General features: G+C 66.6%; 18 protein-coding genes and 1 tRNA gene. 9 read left to right on the top strand and 10 right to left on the bottom strand.

The window, feature by feature from the left end; translation table 11 throughout:
• Window positions 1–204: 204 nt before the first annotated feature.
• A complete protein-coding gene (locus Q5H94_RS09175) occupies window positions 205–1,905 on the bottom strand; it encodes an L-dopachrome tautomerase-related protein (RefSeq protein WP_304560959.1) in 1,701 nt (566 codons plus the stop codon).
• A gap of 111 nt (window positions 1,906–2,016) precedes the next feature.
• Here Q5H94_RS09175 and Q5H94_RS09170 point away from each other — a divergent pair, with 111 nt between their 5' ends.
• The 4 genes from Q5H94_RS09170 (at window position 2,017) to Q5H94_RS09155 (ending at window position 7,274) form a co-directional block, all read left to right on the top strand.
• Window positions 2,017–2,703: a gluconate 2-dehydrogenase subunit 3 family protein gene (locus tag Q5H94_RS09170; RefSeq protein WP_304560958.1), complete on the top strand. Its 687-nt coding sequence runs from the start codon at window positions 2,017–2,019 to the stop codon at window positions 2,701–2,703.
• On the top strand, window positions 2,703–4,481 hold the full coding sequence (locus Q5H94_RS09165; protein ID WP_304560957.1) for a GMC family oxidoreductase: 1,779 nt from the start codon (window positions 2,703–2,705) through the stop codon (window positions 4,479–4,481). The genes Q5H94_RS09170 and Q5H94_RS09165 overlap by 1 nt, the downstream gene beginning before the upstream one ends.
• Window positions 4,478–5,770, top strand: coding sequence for a c-type cytochrome (locus Q5H94_RS09160; RefSeq protein ID WP_304560956.1), 1,293 nt, complete (start codon window positions 4,478–4,480; stop codon window positions 5,768–5,770). Before Q5H94_RS09165 ends, Q5H94_RS09160 begins: the two co-directional genes overlap by 4 nt.
• A gap of 175 nt (window positions 5,771–5,945) precedes the next feature.
• Window positions 5,946–7,274 (top strand): NAD(P)/FAD-dependent oxidoreductase, encoded by a 1,329-nt coding sequence (locus tag Q5H94_RS09155; protein WP_304560955.1) that lies wholly within the window; start codon window positions 5,946–5,948, stop codon window positions 7,272–7,274.
• An 81-nt stretch (window positions 7,275–7,355) separates the two neighbouring features.
• On the opposite strand, the gene Q5H94_RS09150 is transcribed toward Q5H94_RS09155, so the two are convergent.
• The 7 genes from Q5H94_RS09150 to Q5H94_RS09120 form a co-directional block, all read right to left on the bottom strand.
• Window positions 7,356–7,430: transfer RNA gene (locus tag Q5H94_RS09150), tRNA-Glu, on the bottom strand.
• 44 nt (window positions 7,431–7,474) lie between these two features.
• Window positions 7,475–8,845: a class II 3-deoxy-7-phosphoheptulonate synthase gene (locus tag Q5H94_RS09145; protein ID WP_304561068.1), complete on the bottom strand. Its 1,371-nt coding sequence runs from the start codon at window positions 8,843–8,845 to the stop codon at window positions 7,475–7,477.
• A gap of 285 nt (window positions 8,846–9,130) precedes the next feature.
• The gene (locus tag Q5H94_RS09140) at window positions 9,131–9,529 is read right to left on the bottom strand and encodes a hypothetical protein (protein WP_304560954.1); all 399 of its coding nucleotides are present in this window, start codon (window positions 9,527–9,529) and stop codon (window positions 9,131–9,133) included.
• Window positions 9,530–9,556: 27 nt separating this feature from the next.
• A complete protein-coding gene (locus Q5H94_RS09135) occupies window positions 9,557–10,492 on the bottom strand; it encodes a D-2-hydroxyacid dehydrogenase (protein ID WP_304560953.1) in 936 nt (311 codons plus the stop codon).
• 136 nt (window positions 10,493–10,628) lie between these two features.
• A complete protein-coding gene (gene cysS, locus Q5H94_RS09130) occupies window positions 10,629–12,074 on the bottom strand; it encodes a cysteine--tRNA ligase (protein WP_304560952.1) in 1,446 nt (481 codons plus the stop codon).
• A gap of 154 nt (window positions 12,075–12,228) precedes the next feature.
• Window positions 12,229–13,059, bottom strand: a complete 831-nt coding sequence (locus tag Q5H94_RS09125; RefSeq protein WP_304560951.1) for a hypothetical protein — start codon at window positions 13,057–13,059, stop codon at window positions 12,229–12,231.
• Complete coding sequence (locus Q5H94_RS09120; RefSeq protein WP_304560950.1) at window positions 13,032–14,270, bottom strand: TIGR04063 family PEP-CTERM/XrtA system glycosyltransferase; 1,239 nt, start codon at window positions 14,268–14,270, stop codon at window positions 13,032–13,034. Before Q5H94_RS09120 ends, Q5H94_RS09125 begins: the two co-directional genes overlap by 28 nt.
• 67 nt (window positions 14,271–14,337) lie before the next feature.
• Here Q5H94_RS09120 and Q5H94_RS09115 point away from each other — a divergent pair, with 67 nt between their 5' ends.
• Window positions 14,338–14,508, top strand: coding sequence for a hypothetical protein (locus tag Q5H94_RS09115; RefSeq protein WP_304560949.1), 171 nt, complete (start codon window positions 14,338–14,340; stop codon window positions 14,506–14,508).
• Window positions 14,501–15,865, top strand: a complete 1,365-nt coding sequence (locus Q5H94_RS09110) for a putative O-glycosylation ligase, exosortase A system-associated (RefSeq protein ID WP_304560948.1) — start codon at window positions 14,501–14,503, stop codon at window positions 15,863–15,865. The genes Q5H94_RS09115 and Q5H94_RS09110 overlap by 8 nt, the downstream gene beginning before the upstream one ends.
• A gap of 3 nt (window positions 15,866–15,868) precedes the next feature.
• Here the strand turns inward: Q5H94_RS09110 and Q5H94_RS09105 are convergent, their stop codons facing one another.
• Entirely contained in the window at window positions 15,869–16,420 is a 552-nt protein-coding gene (locus tag Q5H94_RS09105; protein WP_304560947.1) for a type 1 glutamine amidotransferase domain-containing protein, read from the bottom strand.
• 95 nt (window positions 16,421–16,515) lie between these two features.
• Here Q5H94_RS09105 and Q5H94_RS09100 point away from each other — a divergent pair, with 95 nt between their 5' ends.
• From Q5H94_RS09100 to Q5H94_RS09090, 3 genes are read left to right on the top strand one after another with little or no spacing between them, the layout of a single operon-like run.
• Window positions 16,516–17,514: a DNA topoisomerase IB gene (locus Q5H94_RS09100; protein WP_304560946.1), complete on the top strand. Its 999-nt coding sequence runs from the start codon at window positions 16,516–16,518 to the stop codon at window positions 17,512–17,514.
• A gap of 11 nt (window positions 17,515–17,525) precedes the next feature.
• Window positions 17,526–18,731 (top strand): mechanosensitive ion channel family protein, encoded by a 1,206-nt coding sequence (locus Q5H94_RS09095; protein ID WP_304560945.1) that lies wholly within the window; start codon window positions 17,526–17,528, stop codon window positions 18,729–18,731.
• Between the two features lie 54 nt (window positions 18,732–18,785).
• A complete protein-coding gene (locus Q5H94_RS09090) occupies window positions 18,786–19,262 on the top strand; it encodes a pyridoxamine 5'-phosphate oxidase family protein (protein WP_304560944.1) in 477 nt (158 codons plus the stop codon).
• A gap of 207 nt (window positions 19,263–19,469) precedes the next feature.
• Here Q5H94_RS09090 and Q5H94_RS09085 read toward each other — a convergent pair whose 3' ends face one another.
• Complete coding sequence (locus Q5H94_RS09085; protein ID WP_304560943.1) at window positions 19,470–20,684, bottom strand: polyhydroxyalkanoate depolymerase; 1,215 nt, start codon at window positions 20,682–20,684, stop codon at window positions 19,470–19,472.
• Window positions 20,685–20,730 lie beyond the last annotated feature (46 nt).

The following is a 20,730-nucleotide window of genomic DNA, read 5'->3' as shown; positions in this document are numbered from 1 at the left end:
ACGCCGCGATCGAGCAGGCGCGTGCGCAGGCCGCCCCAGTCGCCCGTCGCGCCGATCCGCGCGTCGAGGCTCTGCTGGGTATCGGCGACCGTGTCGGACGCCGGTTGCGGCGCCTGTTCGCTCGTTTGCGCGCGGGCGGGCGCGGCATACGCGAGCGCCGCCGCGGCGGCCGCGACCGCCCATCCGTAAGTCTGCACCGCCCGCTCAGCCCCGCTGCGGGAACCAGCGCTCCGCCACGGCACCGGGATCGTAGCGCAGCGGCGAGCGGAAGGTCATGAATTCGATCCAGGTGCCCCAGGGCGTCTGGCCGAACCAGTTCTGGTTGCCGGGACCGACCTCGTTGAGGCCGAGATCGAACGGCCCTTCGAGCATCGTTCCGCCCGCCTTGATGAAGCGCGCGCCGGCGGCGCGGATATCCTCGACGACCACGCTGAAATGGACGAGGCCCATGTCGTTGATCCCGGCCGATTCCCGTCGCCCGTACCCTTCGAGCTGGAACAGTTCGATATTGGGGCCATTGGCGAAGCGGAGCTGGCAGGCGCGCAGCATCCTGGTGCCGGGGGCGAGCCCGTTGATCTTGCCGACCTGTTCGTAAGTGACGGGCGGATCGCTCGCCTTGATGTGGCGATAGAGGACGGTCGCGTCGAAGGCGTCCTGGAAGAATCGGATCGCCGCCTCGAAATCGGGCACTGTCATCGCGACATGCTCGATGCCGTGGAAGTTCGACAGGCCGGTCGCGGGCGGACGGCCGGTCACGGCGTCGCCGAGCGGATGACCGGCGAGCGATTCGGGCAGCATCATCGTCAGGACGAGGAACGGCGCCCTGGTCTGATCGGTGCCGCCGGCATGTTGCGCGAGGCTCTCGATCTGCGAGGCGGGCAGGTACAGCCGCCGGTTCTTGTCGATGAAGATTGCATCGGGCGAGGACAGCCGGTCATCGGCGACGAGCATCGCGCGCGCGCCGCCGGGCGTAGCCACCGTGATCCGCCGGGTTTCGCAATCGGAGAGATAGAGGTTGCCGAGCGTATCGATCGCGTTGCCGCCGATCGTCGGAATCTCCGCGATCGTCTCAACCAGACGGCCGAGTTGCTCGTCCGACAGCCGCGTGTCGGCCAATGCGGCGGTGGAGATGCGGCGGAACGGCCCGGTCGGCGTCGCCCAATAGAGCCACAGGCCATCGACGCTCAGCTCGATCCCGTCACTCTGCACGTTCGGCCGCTTGCCCCTGGCATCGGCGAGGATGCGGCCGCCCTTGCCCTTCAGCGGTGCGGCGGTCGCGGTCGTCATCGCGTGGCCCGAGAGGCGGCGCAGCGTCTGGTTGGTCGTCAGATCGTGAACGATGATCCCGCCCAGGCCGGAATCGGTGACGTAGAGCATCTGATCGTGGATGCGCAGATCGTTCAGCTGCGCGCCGGGGGGCAGGATATCGTCGCCGAAGCGCAGCACTGTCAGCAGGCTGCCGTTGCGGGAGTCGAGCCGGACGAGCTTTTGCGCGCCGGGTGCGGGCTTCGATCCCGAAGGCGCGCCCTGATCGACGATCCAGAGCGTGTTGTCGTCGAAGATGTGGATGGCGTTGACCATGACGAAGGCGTCGCGGCCGTCGTTGCCGGGTTTCCAGCCGTTCCACGCGCCGCCCGGAAACGGGGTGAGGCTGCCGTCCTTCTCGACGCGCGCCAGCGACGGCGTTTCCACCGCGGCACCGAAGCGCGGCAGGCCGAGGAACATCGTGCCGCCGTCGTTCACGGCGACGGCATTGACGAGCCAGGGCGAGCGCGCGGCCACCGTCAGCGGCGAGGCTGCGGCTTGCGCCTGCACGGCGGCGGCGGGCAGGGTTGCGGCGCCGGCGGCACCGATGGCCAGGCCGGTAAGGGCTTGGCGGCGGGTCAGAGTATCATCATTCTCCATGCCACCCTGATATCGCCGCGCCGCGCCGGGATTATGCCCCGTGTTGGACAGAGTGCCTGTCCATAACGATGCTAAGTGTTCGTCCGGCAACCGTCCTATGGCGTCGTCGTTATGAAACGCCGGACCTTTCTCGCAATCGCCCCCGCGGGTGCGATTGCCGCAGCATCGACTGCCGCCATCCTCACCAGCGAAACGCCGCGTGCCACCGACGTGGCGTTCGACGCGCTGCCCGACGCGGGCACGGGCGGTTTCCTCAATTCCGCCGAAGCACGCATGGTGGGGGCGGCGTTCGACCGGCTGATCCCGGCCGACGACCTGTCGATCGGCGCGGTCGAAGCGGGGTGCGTGACCTTCCTCGATCGCCAACTCGCCGGCAATTGGGGCCACGCGACGACGCGCTACCGGCTCGGCCCGAATGAGCCGGGGACGCCGGAACAGGGCGACCAGTCGCCCTTCACGCCGCGCGACCGCTACCGCCTCGGGCTCGCCGCGATGGCATCGCGCGCGCACACGGATCACGGCAAGGATTTCGCCGATCTGCCGCCGCAGACGCAGGACCGGATCCTCGCCGCGATGGAGCGCGGGGAGCACGGCGCGGACGCCAAGTTCTTCTTCGCGATGCTGCTGCAGAATGTCCGCGAGGGCTATTTCGCCGATCCGCTCTACGGCGGGAACAAGGACATGGCGGGCTGGAAGCTCGTCGGTTTTCCGGGCGCGCGCTACGACTACCGGCTGGAGATCGACCGTCCCGGCGAGGATCTGAAGCTCGCGCCCATCAGCCTGATGGACCGCGCATAATGGCCGCCCCGAAAACGCGCGCGAAGGTCGATGCCGTCATCGTCGGCCTCGGCTGGTCCGGGTCGCTGATGGCAGAGGAACTCACCCGCGCGGGCCTGCGCGTCGTCGCGGTCGAACGCGGCAAGTGGCGCGACACCGCGACCGACGTGCCGCCCAGCGTCGACATGGACGAGCTGCGCTGGGACCGGCGGCGCGGGATGATGCAGCCGCAGGCGGTCGAGACGGTCACGTTCCGCAACACGCCGACGCAGAAGGCGCTGCCGGTGCGCGAATGGAACTGCTTCCAGTTCGGCTGGAACGTCGGCGGGGCGGGCACGCACTGGGCGGGCATGACATGGCGTTTCAACCCGTGGGACTTCGAGGTCGGCACGCGGGTGCGCCAGCGCTACGGCACGCGCGAGACGACGCCGGGGCTGCAGTTGCAGGACTGGGGCATCACCTACGACGAGATCGAGCCGTTCTACGACCGGTTCGAGAAGATCGCCGGCACGTCGGGCACGGCGGGCATGGTCGGCGGGCAGAAGCGACCCGGCGGCAACCCGTTCGAGGGGAACCGCACGGCCGAGTTTCCGACGCCGGCGCTGAAGGACAGCCGCTGGATGTCGATGTTCCGCAAGACCACCGCGGAGATGGGCTACAGCCCGTTCACGATCCCCGCCGGCAACATCTCCACCGCGTACACCAACCCGCTCGGCGTGCGGATGGGGCCATGTACCTATTGCGGCTATTGCGAGATGTTCGGCTGCGGCAACTGGTCGAAATCCAGCCCGCAGGCCTGCATCCTGCCCGCGCTGACGCGCCGCGACAATTTCGAGGTCATCAGCGAGACCGAGGTGCTGCGCGTCAACCTCGCCGCCGACGGCAAGACCGCGACCGGCGTGACGATGATCGACGCCAAGGGCAATCTGTGGGAGCAGCCCGCCGACATCGTCGTCATCTCCGCGTACCAGATCGACAACGTCCGCCTGATGCTGCTGTCGGGCATCGGCACGCCCTACGACTACAAGAGCGGCATGGGCACGATCGGGCGCGGCTACGCCTATCAGACGATCTCGGGCGCGAGCCTGTTCTTCGAGAACGAGCGGTTCAATCCGTTCATCGGCGGCGGCGCGCTGGGCGTGCAGATCGACGACTGGAACGCCGACAATTTCGATCACAGCGGGCTGGGCTTCATCGGCGGCGCGGGCATCATGGGCTTTTCGACCGGCGGCCGACCGATCGGCATGGCCGACGCGGTGCCGCAGGGCACGCCGCGCTGGGGATCGGCCTGGAAGCGGGCGTACCGCGACAATTACCAGAACGCCGCGACGATCTTCAACCAGGGTACGAGCTTCGCGCACCGCGACGTCTTCGTCGATCTCGACCCCGCCTACAAGGATCGCCACGGCCAGGCGCTGCTGCGCGTCACCTTCGACTATAACGAGAACGACCGCCGCATGGCCAAATTCACGATGGACAAGGCGGCGGAGATCGGCCGCAAGGTCGGCGCGAAGCATATCGAGACGTTCAATTCGGCGGCCGGGGCCAACACCCCGTACGATCAGCGATCGACGCACACGACGGGCGGCGCGATCATCGGTGCCGACCCCGCGACCAGCGCGCTCAACCGCTTCAACCAGAGCTGGGACGTCCACAATGTGTTCGTGATGGGCGCGTCGAGCTTCCCCAACAACGGCGGCTACAATCCGACCGCGACCGTCGGCGCGCTGGCGCTGCATTCGGCCAAGGCGATCATCGAACGCTATGTCGATGAGCGCAAGCCGCTGGTGGCGGCATGAGCTGGCTGCGCCGTTACCGGATCGCGATCGGCGCGGTCCTGATCGTCTGCGCGGGCGTGCTCGTCGTGCTGCTGATGCGCAACGGCGATACCAGCGCGGACATGGTCGCCGACGACACGGCGAAGGCGGCCGACAAGGCGCAGCTCGACCCGAAGGCGATCGAGCGCGGACGAGCGGTCGCGGTCGCCGCCGATTGCGCCGCCTGCCATACCCGTCCCGGCGGCGGGCGCGCCTATGCCGGCGGCTACACGCTGCAGACCCCGTTCGGCGACATCCTCTCCTCGAACATCACGCCCGACCGGGCGACCGGGATCGGCGACTGGACCGAGCGCGATTTCTTCCGCGCGGTGCGCCACGGCCGTTCGCCGCGGCACATGCTGTATCCGGCGATGCCCTATCCGTCCTACGTGCGCATCAGCGATGCGGACATGCATGATATGTGGTCGTATTTCCGGTCGCTGCCCGCCGCCTCCGGCGACACCGGCGGCACGCGCCTCGGTTTTCCGTTCAACGTTCGCGAGCTGATGCTCGGCTGGAACCTGCTGTTCTTCCGCAACGACGCGCCGGCGCGCGCGGGAGAGGTGAACCGCGGCCAGTATCTGGTCGATGTCCTCGGCCATTGCGGTGCCTGCCATACTGCCAAGAACGCGCTCGGCGGCGATAGCGGGTATCTCGGCGGCGGCACGTTGCAGGACTGGCACGCTCCGGCGCTGCACAACGGCATGCAGCACGGGCTGGGCAGCTGGAGCGATGCGGACATCGTCGCCTATCTGAAGACCGGCAGCAACGCCCATAGCATCGCGGCCGGACCGATGGCCGAAGCGGTGGAGCATTCCACGCAATATATGCCGGACGCCGACCTTCGGGCGATGGCGGCCTACCTCAAGAAACTGCCGGGCCCGGCCGAGACGAAGCCGCAGCCGGTCGCCGCGAACGACCCGGCGATGGTACGCGGCGCCCGCGTCTATGTCACCGCGTGCAGCGGGTGCCACGCGCCCGGCGGCACCGGCATCGCCGGAATGGCGACGCGGCTGGCGGACAATCCGGCCATCCGCGCGCCCGACACGGCGAGCCTCACGCATGTCCTGATGACGGGATCGCGCGCCGCCGCCACCGATGCCAACCCCACCGCAGCGGGCATGCCCGGTTTCGCGTGGAAGCTGAGCGACGCCGATGCCGCCGCCGTGCTGACCTATGTGCGCAACACCTGGGGCAACGCCGCGCCGGCGGTCAGCGCCGGCGACGTCGCCAAGGCACGCCGGGCCCTGAAAGCCCGCAAACCGATGTGACACGCCGCCCGCCCCGCGCGGGCCGGTGCCGACCATCATAGCCGGAGGAGCCGGCGATCTGGCTCCGATCTGGCCAGGGCGGTGAATGCGTTGCACCTCGCGCGCTTGGTCGATGGGACAATGGTCGAAGCATGAGCTATCGATAGAAGCGGCGGGGTAAGCGAAAAGGGGGACCATGCGCGGACCTGTGAAACCCGATCTCAAGACGCAGATCGTGATCGTCGGCGGGGGCGCCGCCGGCCTCGAACTCGCGACCAGACTGGGCCGCCGCTTCGGCCGCAAGCGCCACGACATCATCCTGGTCGAGCGCAACCGCACGCATGTGTGGAAGCCGTTGTTGCATGAGGTGGCGACCGGCGCGCTCGATGCCAATATCGACGAGGTCGGATATCGTGCGCATTGCCACCGCTGGGGCTATCGTTTCTTCAACGGCACGCTGGAGGGCGTGGACGCTGCCGCGCGCGAGGTGCTGATCGCTCCGCTCGTCGACGATACCGGGCGCGAGATCATCGCGCGGCACCGCATCCGCTACGATCATCTCGTGCTCGCCTACGGTTCGGTGACGAACGATTTCGGCACCCCCGGCGCGCGCGACAATTGCTTTTTCCTCGACAGCCGCGCGCAGGCGGATCGCTTCCGCGATCACCTCATCAACCATTGCCTGCGCGTGTCGCGCGCGATGCAGGATGGCGACACGGACGCGCGGGTGCGCATCGCCATCGTCGGCGGGGGCGCGACGGGGGTCGAACTCGCCGCCGAACTCTACAATGCCGCCGATGCGCTCAGCTATTACGGGCTCGAAGTGTTCGACCGGCGGCGGCTGGAGGTCACGCTGATCGAGGCAGGGCCGCGCATCCTGCCCGCACTGCCCGAGGCGATCGCGCTGGCGGCACACCGCGAGCTCGAGAAACTGGGCGTCCACGTCGTCACCGGCACCGGCGTGACCGAAGTGACCGCCGACGCCATGCTGCTGGCGGACGGCGCGCGTATCCCGGCCGACATCCGGCTATGGGCGGCGGGGGTGAAGGCGATGCCGATCGCCGGATCACTGAGCGATCTGGAGACCAATCGCGCCGGGCAGCTTGTCGTGCTGCCGACGTTGCAGACGACGCGCGACCCCCGCATCTTCGCGATGGGCGATTGCGCGGCCTGTACGCTGCCCGGCCGCGAACGCCCGGTGCCGCCGCGCGCGCAGGCCGCGCATCAGATGGCGGCGACCGTTTTCGCCAATCTGGTGCGGGCGATGCGCGACCGTCCGCTGGTGGACTTCGCCTATCACGATCACGGCTCGCTGGTGTCGCTCAGCCGCTATTCGACGGTCGGCAATCTGATGGGCGCGCTGGTCGGCGGGGCACTGGCGGTGGAGGGGCGGATCGCGCGCTTCGTCTATCTCTCGCTGTACCGCATGCACCTTGTCGCCATTCACGGCTGGGTGAAGGGGACCGCGCTGATCGTCGTCGGATGGATCAACGCGCGCGTGCGCCCGCGCCTGAAACTGCACTGATTTTTGATGTTAAGCGCCGGTGAGGTCGCTTCGCTCCCGTCACCACATGCGAAAAATGTCCCCCGGACATTTTTCGTCTCGTGGTGACCCCTACGAGAATCGAACTCGTGTTTTCGCCGTGAGAGGGCGACGTCCTAACCGCTAGACGAAGGGGCCGTGCGTAGCGCGAAGCGGGGCCTTAGGGCCGAGCGCGATTCGCGTCAAGCTGCCGCCTTGCGCCGCTCGCTCATCTCGACGTTGAGCATCTCCGCCAGCAGGAAGGCCAGCTCGAGGCTCTGGCTGGCGTTGAGGCGCGGGTCGCAGTGCGTGTGGTAGCGGTCCGCCAGATCCTGCTCGGTCACGTCCATCGCGCCGCCGGTGCATTCGGTGACGTTCTGGCCGGTCATCTCGGCATGGATGCCGCCCGCGATGCTGCCTTCCGCGCGGTGGACGGCGAAGAAGCCGCGCACCTCCGCCAGAATCCGCTCGAACGGGCGCGTCTTGTAGCCGTTGGCGGCCTTGACGACGTTGCCGTGCATCGGATCGCAGCTCCACACCACCGGATGCCCCTCGCGCATCACCGCGCGGACGAGCTTGGGCAGATGCGCCTCGATCTTGTCGTAGCCGTAGCGCGTGATGAGCGTCATGCGGCCAGCCACGCGACCGGGGTTGAGCGTGTCGAGCAGGCGCAGCAGCGCATCCGGCTCCAGGCTCGGCCCGCATTTCATGCCGATCGGGTTGCCGATGCCGCGCAGGAACTCGACATGCGCCGATCCTTCGAAGCGCGTGCGGTCGCCGATCCACAGCATGTGCGCCGACGTGTCGTACCAGTCGCCGGTCAGCGAATCCTGCCGCGTCAGCGCCTGTTCGTAGGGGAGCAGCAGCGCCTCGTGGCTGGTGTAGAAATCGGTCTGGCCGAGCTGCGGCACCGTCTCGGCATTGATGCCGCACGCCGCCATGAAATCGAGCGCCTCGCCGATCCGGTCGGCCACGTCGGCGAACTTCTTCGCCCACGGGCTGCGGCCCATGAATTCGTGCGTCCAGCGGTGGACCTGGTGGAGATCGGCATAGCCGCCGCTCGCGAAGGCGCGCAGCAGGTTGAGCGTCGCCGCCGACTGGCTGTAGGCGCGCACCATCCGCTGCGGATCGGGGATGCGGCTTTCCGGCGTGAAGGCGATGTCGTTGATGATGTCGCCGCGATAGCTCGGCAGCTCGACGCCGCCGATGCTCTCCATGTCGGCGGATCGCGGCTTGGCGAACTGGCCCGCCATCCGGCCGAGCTTCACGACCGGCAGCTTCGACGCATAGGTAAGCACGACTGCCATCTGCAGGATGACGCGGAAGGTGTCGCGAATGTTGTTGGCGCTGTGCTCGCTGAACGATTCAGCGCAGTCGCCGCCCTGCAGCAGGAAGGCCTTGCCCTCCGCCACGCGGCCGAGATCGGCCGTCAGGTTTCGCGCCTCGCCCGCGAACACCAGCGGCGGGAAGGAGGCGAGCGTGGAGCGGGCATCCTCGAACGCGGCGGCATCAGGATAGGTCGGCATCTGGCGCCCTTCCGCCTTCGTCCAGCTATCGGGGGCCCAGATGCTCATGTCGTTCTCCGTTCGAATATTCACGTACCAGTCGGCGTGTCTGGCGATGCCGTTCGCCGCGATCTGGTTGACGGCGGGGCCGCTCGCGCGCTTGCCGTCCTCCTCCCAGCCCTGGACGGTCGAGCCCGGCGCGCCATACCACGCGCCGAACGCCGCACGGCTGAGGCTGCGTTCCTCGCGAAAGCGTTTGATCTTGATGCCGGCCAGTGTCGTCATGGGAGGGCGCGATTACGCCGATTGGGTAAACGGCGCAAGCGGTGATTTACTCTGGTGGGGTAAAGCGTGTCAGTCCTTACAGACCTGCACCAGCGCCCAGCCCATCGATCCGCCGACGTTCGGCACGTTCTGGTTCTCCAACTCCGTCCGCCGGCACGGCTTGCCGTAGCGGTTGAGCGGGCGATTGTCCTTCGGTTTAGGCGCAGGCTCCGCGCGGCGTGTCGTGGTATTCGAAGAGGATGAGCAGAGGCCCTTGGCGGCCAGCTCACGGTAATAAGCGACGCCCTGCTGTTTCACGAAGGCATCGGCCTGCGCCTGGCCCTGCGTCTGCTTGAGGCGGGTATATTCGCTCAGGATGCGGTGTTTCCGCGCGGCGGGCATCGAATCGATCGAGCAGGCGTCGGCCGCCTTCGCCGGTGTGGCGGCGATCGTCAGCAGAATGATCGCAATCGGCAGGAATCGTTGCATCGGCGCACTCCCGTTGAGCGCGCGACCTTAATAGCCCGCGTCGAGATCGACCACATTGCGCATGGGGCGGCCGTCGAGAAAAGCACTCAGGTTATCGGCAAACAGATCGGCCGCGCGCGCGAACATGCTGGTCTGGCTGCGGCCGGAAAGGTGCATCGAATGGAGGACGTTGGGCGCGCTCCACAGCGGATCGCCGGGCGGCAGCGGCTCGGGATCGACCGTGTCGAGGAAAGCGCCGCCGATCCGCCCGGCCTCCAGTGCGGCGATGAGCGCGGCGTTGTCGATCAGCGTGCCGCGCGCGATGTTGACGAGCCAGGCGGTGGGTTTCATCGCCGCGAGTTCCTGCGCGCCGATCATCGCCCTGGTGTTATCGGTCGAGGGTGCGGCGAGGATCACCCAGTCGAAATCGCCGAGCTTCGCGCGCCACGCATCGCCCGCAATCGTGCCGTCGCGGCCCGAGCGGGTGACGCCCGTTACGCGCACGCCGAACGCGGCGAGTCGGTCGCCGATCATTTGTCCGATCGTGCCGTAGCCGATCACGAGTGCGTTGCTGCCGCTCAACTCCCCGCGGCCGGGTGGTGAGTCGGTCCATTCATGCCGGTGGGCGAGGCGGACAACCTTGTCGTAGCGCTTCGCGGCGACGAGCACGCCCATCACGGCATAGTCGGCGACGTTGTCCGCATTGAGCCCGCTGCCGTTGGTGAGCGTGATCCCGCGTTCGCGCAGATAGGCGTGGTCGACATGCTCGACACCCGCCGCCATCGTCATCAGCCAGCGCAGTTTCGGCGCGTGCCGCTCGGCATCGGGGATCTTCCCGTCCGCCTGCGTGTCGAGCCACGCGGCGTCGGCATCGACGATCGCGGCGAGCGCCTGATCGCGATTCTCGAACCAGGTGACATCGACGCCTTTGCGGATGCGGTCCGCGATGAGCGCGCGGGCGGCAGCGGGGGCGAGAATTTTCACACTTTTGTTCCCCGGCAAAGGCCGGGGTCCAGTATCGCAGGTGTTTGCGGTGAAACGCTGCACGAGATCATGATCGGCCCGCAACCGGACCCCGGCCTTTGCCGGGGATCAGGTGCTTTCGGGGCAACGGCGCGCATCACAACACCGGCTTCCAGTCCCAGCCGAGCGGATCGCCGTCCATCACCTCGACCCCGGCGGCGGTGAGTTCATCGCGGATCGCATCGGACCGCGCGAAGTCCTTGGCAACGCGCGCTTCCTTGCGAGAGGCGAGGCGGGCTTCGATGTCCTCGGCGGTGAGGGTGGCGGTGGCGGGGCGGAGGCGGAGATCGGCGCGGGTCAGGGTGAGCAGGTTCAGGCCGAGGACTTCGTCCCAAAGACTGATCTGATGAAGCTGAGCGTGGCTTGAGACGCCCTTCAAACCTGCCATGTTCTCTACAGCAATCAACGCGACTGGTGTGTTGAGATCGTCCGAAATTTCTTGGTCGAAGAGAGTGCTGTCGGTCGTTGGCAATTTCTTCCGAGAATCATCCGAAGGTTCCTCCGCGGTCGCCTTCGACCGGAGCTTTTGCATGGCCATCACTAGGCGCTTCAGCCGGGTGAACGCTGCCGCCAAGTTCTCGTAGCTGAACTCCAGCTCGCTCCGGTAGTGCGCTTGCAGGCACATCAGGCGGTACGCGAGCGGGTGAAATCCGCGGTCGATCAGCGTCTGCAGCGTCGTGAACTCGCCACTGGATTTGCTCATCTTTCCAGCGCGTTCGACCAGGAAATTGTTGTGCATCCAGAAGTGCGCGCCCGTATCGTCGCACCCGCAATAGGCCTGGTTCTGCGCGATTTCGTTAGGGTGGTGGATCTCGCGGTGGTCGATGCCGCCGGTGTGGATGTCGAAGGGCGAGCCGAGATATTTCTCGCTCATCACCGAACATTCGAGATGCCAGCCGGGCGCGCCCTTGCCCCAGGGGCTGTCCCATTCCATCTGGCGCTGCTCGCCGGGGGGCGATGCACGCCAGATCGCGAAATCCTGCGGGTGGCGCTTGCCCTCGACCGTTTCGATCCGGCTCTCGCGCACATCGTCCTGCGCGCCCGCCAGCGCGCCGTAATTCGGCACGGTCGAAACGTCGAAATAGAGCCCGCTGTCGAGTTGATAGCAATGTTCGGGCGCAATCTTCTCGCCGAACGCGATCATCTCCGCGATATGATCGGTGGCGACCGACCAGCGCGTCGGCTCGGCGATGTTGAGATCCTTCAGATTCTGTTTGAAGGCCCGCGTGTAATGCGCCGCAATCTCCCAGATATCCATCGCGCGCGCGCGGGCGGCCGCCTCCATCTTGTCGTCGCCGGCATCGGCATCCGAGGTGAGGTGCCCGACGTCGGTAATGTTGATGACGTGAGTGAGCGGGAAACCCTTCCACTTCAGCACCCGGCTCAGCGTATCGGTGAAGACGTAGGCGCGTAAGTTTCCGATATGCGCGTAATTATAGACCGTCGGCCCGCACGAATAGACGCGCACGCCCCTGGCCGGGTCGAGCGGTTCGAACCGCTCGATGCTGCGCGTGAGGCTGTTGTAGAGCTGCAGGTCGGTCATCCGCGACGCCTTAGCGGGGCGGGCGGAGGCGGGCAAATCGCCCAATCACCGTTCGTGCTGAGCGAAGTCGAAGCACATGCCGCAAACGACAGCGCCCGGAACACGTCCTTCGACTTCGCTCAGGACGAACGGGGTGTTTGCGGCCGGTACGCCCCTAGCGCGTGGCGAGGGTGCGCAGCGTGTCGAGCGTGTCGCGGATCGATTCCTTGCTCTCCGCCGGGCGCTTGGCGGCGAGTTCGGCATCGCGCTTGGCGACGCTGGTTTCGAGACGGTCGAGCAGGTTGCGGATCGACGCGGTCGAGGCCGGGGGCGTGAGTGCGGGTTCTTCGGGCGCGCGCACCATCGGCGTCAGTTCGAAGACCTCGAGCCGTTCGCGTGGGGCGAGGGGAGGCTTCGGCGCAGGCGCGGGGCGGTTATGGCGCGAGAACATCGCGACGGGATCATAAGCGACGAGCGGAATGTCGAGGTCGGTCGGCAGCGGACGCTCTTCCGGCATTTCGACGGGTATGGGGGCGGGCGCTTCGACGACGGGCTCGAAATGCGCGTCCTCGGGCTCGGGGCGAGTCGGTTCTGCGGTCTGCGCGCGGACTTCGAGGAAGGGCGTGCCGAGTTCGAGCACCGCGGACAGCGGCTTGCGCGGCGGGGCGTCGGGGTGCGAATCGGCGCGGCGCAGCGTCTGGGCTTCACCGGCGAACGTGCGTTCCGGGCTCAGCACGATCTGGCGCGCGCCGAAGGTCACGAACAGGCCGAACCAGGCGATGCCCGCGACGGCGGCACCACCGCCCAGCGCCAGCACGAAGCGCGCCGTCGCGTGCAACGGCGGCTGCGCCACGTCGAGAATCGCGGGAATGCCGCTGTCGAGCACGAGCGACTCGAGCACGGAAATCGGCATGAGCAGAAAGGCGAGGGCCACGAACACGCCGCACACGCCCGCACCGAGCGGGGCTAGCGGCAGAATCAGGCGCTGACGGGGGGACGCAACCATGATCCGGGTGATACGCCACCACCCGTAAGTTTTCGGTAAACCGGCTCGTAACGACCGACGTTAACCGCCCAGTTTCGCTCGCTTTCCACAAAAGCCCGGCCACGCACCCGGCGCGCCTCCCAGCTTCCGCGGTCTGCCAGCAGGCCGGCGAGCGCGGCGGCGATCGCGGCGGGATCGCCGGCGGCGAACAGCGTTCCCGTCTCGCCGTCGCGAATCAGCTCGCGGTGGCCGCCGACATTGGAGGCGGCGACGAGGCGGCGCTGCGCCATCGCCTCCAGCGGCTTGAGCGGCGTGACGAGATCGGTGAGCCGCATGTCCTTGCGCGGATAGGCGAGCACGTCGATCAGGCTGTAATAGCGCTCGACCTCGCCGTGCGGCACGCGGCCGACGAAGTGGATATGGCGCGCGACCGGCGAGGCTTCGGCCTGCGCGCGCAAAGCCGCCTCCATCGGGCCGCCACCGACGAGAACGAGGTGCGCGGCCGGGCGCTGCGCGACCAGCATCGGCATCGCCGCGATCAGATCGTCGAGGCCTTCGTAATCGTAGAAGCTGCCGATGAAGCCGATCACTTCGGCGTTCGCGATCCCGAGCGACTCGGCGAGCGCGAGATCGGGCGCGGGCGGCTCGCCGAACAGCGACAGGTCGACGCCGTTGGGGGAGACCATGATCTTCTCCGCCGGAATCCCTCGCGAAACGAGATCGCGGCGCAGCCCCTCGCAGATCACCGAAACGGCGTCGGCCCGGCGCACCGCCCAGGTCTCCAGCGCGCGAATCGCCTTGTAGCGCAGCGATCCTTCGGTGCCGGTGCCGTTGCCGACCGCCGCATCCTCCCAGAAGGCGCGGATTTCGTATACGAGCGGCGTGCGGCGGGCGCGGGCGACGCGCATCGCGGCGAGCGCGTCGATGACGGGCGAATGGGCGTGGATGATGTCGGGCTGGAAAGCGTCCGCCACCTGCGCGACGCGGCGCGAGAAGGCGTGGATCTCGTGCAGTTCGGTCAGCACCGGCGGCAGCTTGGCGAGCGCCGGCGTGCGGTGGAAATCGATTCCGTCGATATGCTCGACCGCGACGCCGCCGGGCTGATAGCGCGGCCCCGTCACTGCCGCGACCTGCCACCCGCGCGCCTGCTGCGCCTTCAGGATGGCGCGCGTGCGGAAGGTGTAGCCGCTCTGCAGCGGCAAACCGTGATCGAGGACATGAAGGATACGCATCGTGAGCGTCCGTCTGCCACGCCAGTGCTTAACGGAGCCTCAACCCGCGCATGCGTAGAGCGGGCGTGTGATCGACAATCTCGCCCTCGCGATAACGCACGGCCTGATGGCGCTGGCCGTCTGGGTGCTGCTCAAGCGCGTCGATCTCAATCACGAACCGAGCCCGCACGACCGCGATGCGAAGGGCCGGCGTAGGGGCGACCCCGACTTCGAGGAAAAGGACGCACACCGTGCGTGACCTCGTCTTCGTCGCGTTCTTGGCGGCGTTCTTCGGCGCGGGCTTCCGCAAGCCGTTCATCTTCGTGCTGGCGTACGTCTATATCGACATCGTCAGCCCGCAGCGGCTGACGTATATCCTGCTCAATTCGGTGCCGATCTCGCTGTTCGCCTTCGGCGCGGCGCTGCTCACCTGGGCGCTGGTCGACGACAAGCGCGACGTGCGCATCGCCCCGCGCCAGATCCTGATCCTGCTGCTGCTGCTCTATTGCGGCATCACCACGCGCGGCGCGGATTACCCGGTCGAGGCGCTGGATAAATGGGATTGGGTGTGGAAGGCGCTGATCTTTGCCGCCTTCCTGCCGCTGACGCTGCGCACGAAGCTGCGGATCGAATCGCTGCTGTTGTTCATGGTGCTGTCGGCGGCGTCGATCATCATCGTCGGCGGCATCAAGACGGTGGCGTCGGGCGGCGGCTACGGCGAGCTCAACCTGATGGTCTCGAACAACAGCGGCCTGTACGAAGGCTCGATCATCTCGACGGTGGCTGTGGCGATCATCCCGCTGGTGCTGTGGTTCGCCAATCACGGCACGATCTTCCCGCCCGACTGGAAGGTGAAGCTGTTCTGCTATGCGCTGGTGTTCGCATGCTGCATGATCCCGGTCGGGACGTCTGCGCGCACCGGCCTGCTGTGCGTGGTGTTGTGCGCCGGGCTGATGCTGCGCGATGCGAAGCGCAAGTTCCTCTACATCGGCATCCTGGCGGCGATCGGGATCCTCGCGGTGCCGCTCCTGCCGAGTTCGTTCACGCAGCGCATGGGCACGATCAAGACCTACAAGGCGGACGAATCGGCCTCGACCCGGCTCGCGGTGTGGCAGTGGACCTGGGAATATGCCAAGACTCACCCGTTCGGCGGCGGCTTCGAAATGTACCGCGCGGACGTGCTCAACTACGATCTCGAAACGGTCGAGGGCGAAGGCAACAACATCACGATCAAGCACACGCCGACTTCGGACAAGGCGCGCGCCTATCACTCGTCCTATTTCGAGATGCTGGGGGAACAGGGCTGGCCGGGGATCATCCTGTGGCTGGGGCTCAACATCATCGGCATCGTGCGGATGGAGATCCTCCGTCACCGCTACCGCAAGGCGGAACCCGAATATGCGTGGGTGAGCCCGCTCGCCGGCGCGCTGCAATCGGCGACGTTGATCTATCTGCTCGGCGCGTCGTTCGTCTCGATCGCGTTCCAGCCGTTCATCTTCCAGCTCATCGGCGCGCAGATCGGGCTCGACACGTACCTCGCCCGGAAGCGCGGCGAGGCCGGCTGGCGACCGATGCGGAAGGCGAGGGTGGCGCCGCTCGACACGGCGCCGGCCTAAGCATCAGGCTTCGACGGCCACGTCCGCCAGCGCCGCCAGGATCGCCTTGTTGAACGCCGGGATGTCGTCCGGCTTGCGGCTGGTGATGAGGTTGGCGTCGACCACCACTTCCTCGTCCACCACGTCCGCACCGGCGTTGGCGAGATCGACGCGGATCGAGGGCCAGCTCGTCACCGTGCGACCGTCGAGCACGTCGGCCTCGGCGAGCAGCCAGGGGGCGTGGCAGATGGCGGCGACGATCTTGCCGTCCTCCATGAATTCCTCGACGATATCGACGACGCGGTCGTTCAGGCGCAGCTTGTCGGGGTTGCCGACGCCGCCGGGCAGCAGCAGCGCCGTGTAATCCTCGGTATCGACGTCATCGACCGTCAGATCGGGGGTGATCGTATCGGCCTTCTCGCCGCCCTTTTCGCCCTGGATCGGATCGGTCTTGAGGCTGGCGAGCGTCACCTTCGCCCCGGCATCGAGCAGGGCCTGGCGCGGATCGAACAGTTCGGAATTTTCGAAGCCGTCGGTGGCGACGATCAGGACGTGCGCGTGCGAAAGGTCGGTCATGGGGGAAGCTCCTGTGGGGGATCGGCGCTTCAACCCGCGGGCACTCCCCGGCGTTCCCCGGAACGATCGCTCACGCGAAGCATTTCTCCGGGGGTATGAGCGGCACGATCACCTATTGCGACGACAGCGAGCCCGGCATCACGCGCAGGAAAGTGCGCCACGGCTGGGGTTATTGGGATGTCGCGGGCAAGCGCATCACCGATCGCGACGAGATCGACCGGCTCAACAAGGTCGGCCTGCCGCCCGCGTACCGCGACGCATGGTATTGCCCGAAGCCCAACGGCCATATCCAGGCGGTCGGCTGGGACGAGAAGGGCCGCAAACAATATCGCTATCACGTCGATTTTCGCGCCGCGCAGGAAGGCGCGAAATACGATCTGTGCGCGCCGTTCGGCTGCGCCTTGCCGAAGCTGCGCGCGCGGGTCGAGGCGGACCTGAAGAAGCGCGGCCTTGCCAAGGACACCGCCGTCGCGGCGATCGTGCGGCTGCTCGATCTCGGCCATGTCCGCATCGGCAACGAAGGCTATGTGAAGGCCAACAAGAGTTTCGGCGCGACCACGCTCCGTCGCCGCCACGCCGTGCTGCGCGGCAAGACGCTCAAGCTGCAGTACAAGGCTAAATCGGGCAAGTTGCGCGTGCTGACGATCACCGACGGGTCGCTCAGCCGCTTCGTGAAGAAGGTGCAGGATCTGCCCGGCCAGCACCTCTTCCGCTGGATCGATTCTGAGGGCGAGGCGCACCCCGTCACCTCGTCAGACGTCAACGCCTATATCCGCGAGGCGACCGGCGGCGATTATACCGCCAAGCATTTCCGCACCTGGGGCGCGAGCGTGCTGGCATACGAGGCACTCAAGACCGCCGATCACGACATCGGCCTCAAGGCGATGCTGGAGCCGGTCGCCGAAGCACTCGGCAACACGCCCGCGATCAGCCGCAAATCCTATGTCCACCCGTTGCTGATCGATCTCGCCAAATCGGGCCAGTCCGCCCTGCGTGCCGCGCCCTTGCCGCGCGCCACGCACTATCTTAGCCGCATGGAACGCGGCCTCATCGCCCTGCTCGAGGGCGCACCCTCCAAGCGCAAAGCCGCCTAAGAGAGTTTTCCATGACCAATACTGCCGCCCCCAAGACGCCCAATCTCGGCGCCGACCAGCTTCGCAAGCAGATCGTCGATCTGTGGAACGCCAGCATGTCCTGGCTGCAGGCGCACTGGCTGCAGATCCTGATCGCAGTGGGTGCCGGGGTCGCGATCTATCTGGCGCTGCATGCGCTGAAGGTACTGGGTCGGCGGCTCTGCACGCGCGATCCTTCCGGCAAGGGCTGGCCGACGATCTTCGGTCGCGCGATCGGCAAGACCGGCAATTTCTTCATCGCGATGGTCGCGGCGAAGCTGGTCGGCGGCTACGCCAACCCGCCCGAACAGGTGCTGACCACGATCAACTTCCTGTTCACGATCGCCACCGTGTTCCAGGCGGCGGTGTGGGCGCGCGAGATCATCCTCGGCGCGATCGAGCATCGCACCAGCCTCGACAGCGATCACGGCCAGACGCTGGCGAACGCGATGGGGCTGATCCAGGTGTTCGTCACCTTCGCGGTGTTCGCGATCGCGCTGATCGTCGTGTTGCAGAACCTCGGCGTGAACGTCAGCGGCCTGATCGCGGGCCTCGGCGTCGGCGGCATCGCCATCGCGCTGGCGGCGCAGGGGATCTTCGCGGATCTGTTCGCGGCGCTGACGATCATCTTCGACCGGCCGTTCCGGCGCGGCGACGCGATCACCTTCGACAAGTCTTCGGGCACGGTCGAGCAGGTCGGCATGAAGTCGGTCCGCATCCGCGGCACCAACGGCGAAGAGCGGATCATCAGCAACAAGAACCTGCTCGACAAGGAAATCATCAACAACACGCAGCGCGAGTTCCGCCGCGTGATCTTCACCCTCGGCCTCGTCCAGACGACGCCGGTCGAGGTGATGGAGAAGCTGCCGGCGATGCTGAAGGAAGTCGTCGAGGAACACGGCGCCAAGTTCGTCCGCGCAGGCTTCACCGCTTACGGCGCGCAAAGCTATGATTTCGAGCTGCAGTTCGATTCGGTCAGCGCCGTCTATCAGGATATGTACGACGCGCGGCACACCGTCGGCCTCGGCATCGTCCGCCGCCTGAACGACGAAGGCATCGCGCTCGCCTATCCGACGCAGACCGGGCTGAGCGCGGAGGAAGCGGGGCTGATCCAGCCCGCACCGCCGCCCAAGGCCCCGCCGGGCGACAAGATCGACAAGCCGGTCTCCTCGGGCGACCGCAGCACGGCGGATCAGTAAGGGAAACCCTTTCGCCGTCGCACGTTATCCTCTTCGAACCCGAGGAGAGACGCGATGACCGACACGCACAAGATCAAGCAAACGATGTGGGACAAGATGGAGGCCAGCCCGTTCCTGATGGTCGGGCTCGAGAACGGCCAGCACAGTGAACCGCTGACCGCGCAGATGGACCGCGATTCGGTCGATACGCTCTGGTTCTTCATCGGCAAGGACAACCGTCTCGCGGGCGGCGGCAAGGCGATGGCGCAGTTCGTGTCGAAAGGGCACGACTTCTTCGCCTGCCTGTCGGGCACGGCGCGTGTCGACAATGATTTTGCGCAGATCGACAAGCTCTGGAACAAGCAGGTCGAGGCGTGGTTTCCGGGCGGCAAGAACGACCCCAACCTCGCGCTGCTGCGCTTCGACGTCGATTCGGCGGAACTGTGGGAAGCCGACATCAGCCTGTCGGGCCGGCTGAAGATGCTGTTCGGCGGAAAGATTTCCGGCAGCGAGGAAGGCAGCCACGCCGTAGTGGGAACTACGGCCGTCTAGGGCGCACGCGGATAGCGAAAGCTATTCGCGAGACGCCCCGGCCCGGCCGGCGTGCAAAGCGCGTCCGACGACGCGGCTTTGCCGCGTCGGGTCTATCTTCCTCCCGGACTTGACCCGGGGTCCAGCTTCTTCTGCCCAGCGGCAAAAGAAGCTGGACCCCGGCTCAGGACCGAAGTGACCAGGTAGGGAGGCGAGGTGTTCGCCCCCTCATTCGTGCGCAGCGATCCACTTTTCGACGATCGGCGCGACCTGATTGCGCCATTTGCTGCCGTTGAAGATGCCGTAATGCCCGGCATCGACGGTGGCATATTTCTTCATCGCCGCCGGCAGTTTCGTCGCGATCTTCAGTGCCGCCTTGGTCTGGCCAAGCCCCGAAATATCGTCGCGCTCGCCCTCGATCGCGAGGATCGCGATATCCGTGATCGCCGCCGGATCGACTTTCTTGCCCCGGTGCATCATCTCGCCCTTCGGCAGGGCATGATTCTGGAAGACGAGGTCGATCGTCTGGAGATAGAATTCGCCGGTCATGTCGCAGACCGAGCGATATTCCTCGTAGAACGCCTTGGTCGCGTCGGCCTCCTCATCGTCACCCTGGACGAGATGCTTGAACATCTCCCAATGCGACATGAGGTGATTGCCGAGGTTCATCGACATGAAGCCGGCGAGCTGCAGGAAGCCCGGATAGACCTTTCGTCCCGCGCCCGCATAAGTGAGCGGCACGGTAACGATCACGTTCTGCTCGAACCAGCTATAGGGCCGCTCGGTCGCCAGCGTGTTGACCACCGTCGGCGCTTCGCGCGTATCGACGGGGCCGCCCATCAACGTCATCGACTTCGGGCGGCAGGGATTCTTGGCGGCGCTCATCACGCAGGCGGCGGCGTAGACCGGCACCGAGGGCTGGCAGACCGCGAGCATATGCGTGCCCGGCCCGATCGCCTCCAGGAACTCGATCACGTAATCGATATAGTCGTTGAAATCGAAATGGCCGTCCTCGACCGGAACCAGCTTCGCGTCGCGCCAGTCGGTGATGTAGACCTCCGCGAAGGGCAGCATCCGCTCGACCGTGCCGCGCAGCAGTGTCGCATAATGGCCCGACATCGGCGCGACGATCAGCAGCTTCGGACTGCCCTCAACGCCCGTGCGCGTGAATTTCTTGAGCTGGCCGAACGGCTTGCGGAGTATGATCTCCTCGACGACGGGCACCTGCCGGCCGTCGATCACGACGTGTTCGAAGCCGAACTCCGGCTTGCCGCGCGGCGCGGCGGCGTGCGCGAACACCTCCAGCGCGGAGGCGATCACCTCACCCCCGCCGAAATAGGCGAAGGGGTTGGCGGGGTTCTGGAGCAGCTCTGCCCAGGTGTCGGCCATCGCGCTCGCGCCGGCCAGCATCGAGCGCTGAAGTTCATAAGCGTTGTATAACATGGGCCTCACATAGGGATTGAAGATGACTATCGCATCAACGTTCGCG

It is taken from the genome of Sphingomonas immobilis (assembly GCF_030580995.1).
Lineage (GTDB): Bacteria > Pseudomonadota > Alphaproteobacteria > Sphingomonadales > Sphingomonadaceae > Sphingomonas > Sphingomonas immobilis.
The sequence above is the reverse complement of the archived record's forward strand: the minus strand, read 5'-3'. Positions and strand labels throughout refer to the sequence as shown.

Coding starts and splice junctions, on each gene's coding strand:
- Q5H94_RS09095 (WP_304560945.1), top strand. CDS start 17,526: ATGACCAATACTGCCGCCCCCAAGACGCCCAATCTCGGCGCCGACCAG.
- Q5H94_RS09170 (WP_304560958.1), top strand. CDS start 2,017: ATGAAACGCCGGACCTTTCTCGCAATCGCCCCCGCGGGTGCGATTGCC.
- Q5H94_RS09100 (WP_304560946.1), top strand. CDS start 16,516: ATGAGCGGCACGATCACCTATTGCGACGACAGCGAGCCCGGCATCACG.
- Q5H94_RS09120 (WP_304560950.1), bottom strand. CDS start 14,270: ATGCGTATCCTTCATGTCCTCGATCACGGTTTGCCGCTGCAGAGCGGC.
- cysS (WP_304560952.1), bottom strand. CDS start 12,074: ATGACCGACCTGCAGCTCTACAACAGCCTCACGCGCAGCATCGAGCGG.
- Q5H94_RS09125 (WP_304560951.1), bottom strand. CDS start 13,059: ATGGTTGCGTCCCCCCGTCAGCGCCTGATTCTGCCGCTAGCCCCGCTC.
- Q5H94_RS09165 (WP_304560957.1), top strand. CDS start 2,703: ATGGCCGCCCCGAAAACGCGCGCGAAGGTCGATGCCGTCATCGTCGGC.
- Q5H94_RS09160 (WP_304560956.1), top strand. CDS start 4,478: ATGAGCTGGCTGCGCCGTTACCGGATCGCGATCGGCGCGGTCCTGATC.
- Q5H94_RS09140 (WP_304560954.1), bottom strand. CDS start 9,529: ATGCAACGATTCCTGCCGATTGCGATCATTCTGCTGACGATCGCCGCC.
- Q5H94_RS09145 (WP_304561068.1), bottom strand. CDS start 8,845: ATGAGCATCTGGGCCCCCGATAGCTGGACGAAGGCGGAAGGGCGCCAG.
- Q5H94_RS09175 (WP_304560959.1), bottom strand. CDS start 1,905: ATGGAGAATGATGATACTCTGACCCGCCGCCAAGCCCTTACCGGCCTG.
- Q5H94_RS09105 (WP_304560947.1), bottom strand. CDS start 16,420: ATGACCGACCTTTCGCACGCGCACGTCCTGATCGTCGCCACCGACGGC.
- Q5H94_RS09090 (WP_304560944.1), top strand. CDS start 18,786: ATGACCGACACGCACAAGATCAAGCAAACGATGTGGGACAAGATGGAG.
- Q5H94_RS09085 (WP_304560943.1), bottom strand. CDS start 20,684: ATGTTATACAACGCTTATGAACTTCAGCGCTCGATGCTGGCCGGCGCG.
- Q5H94_RS09155 (WP_304560955.1), top strand. CDS start 5,946: ATGCGCGGACCTGTGAAACCCGATCTCAAGACGCAGATCGTGATCGTC.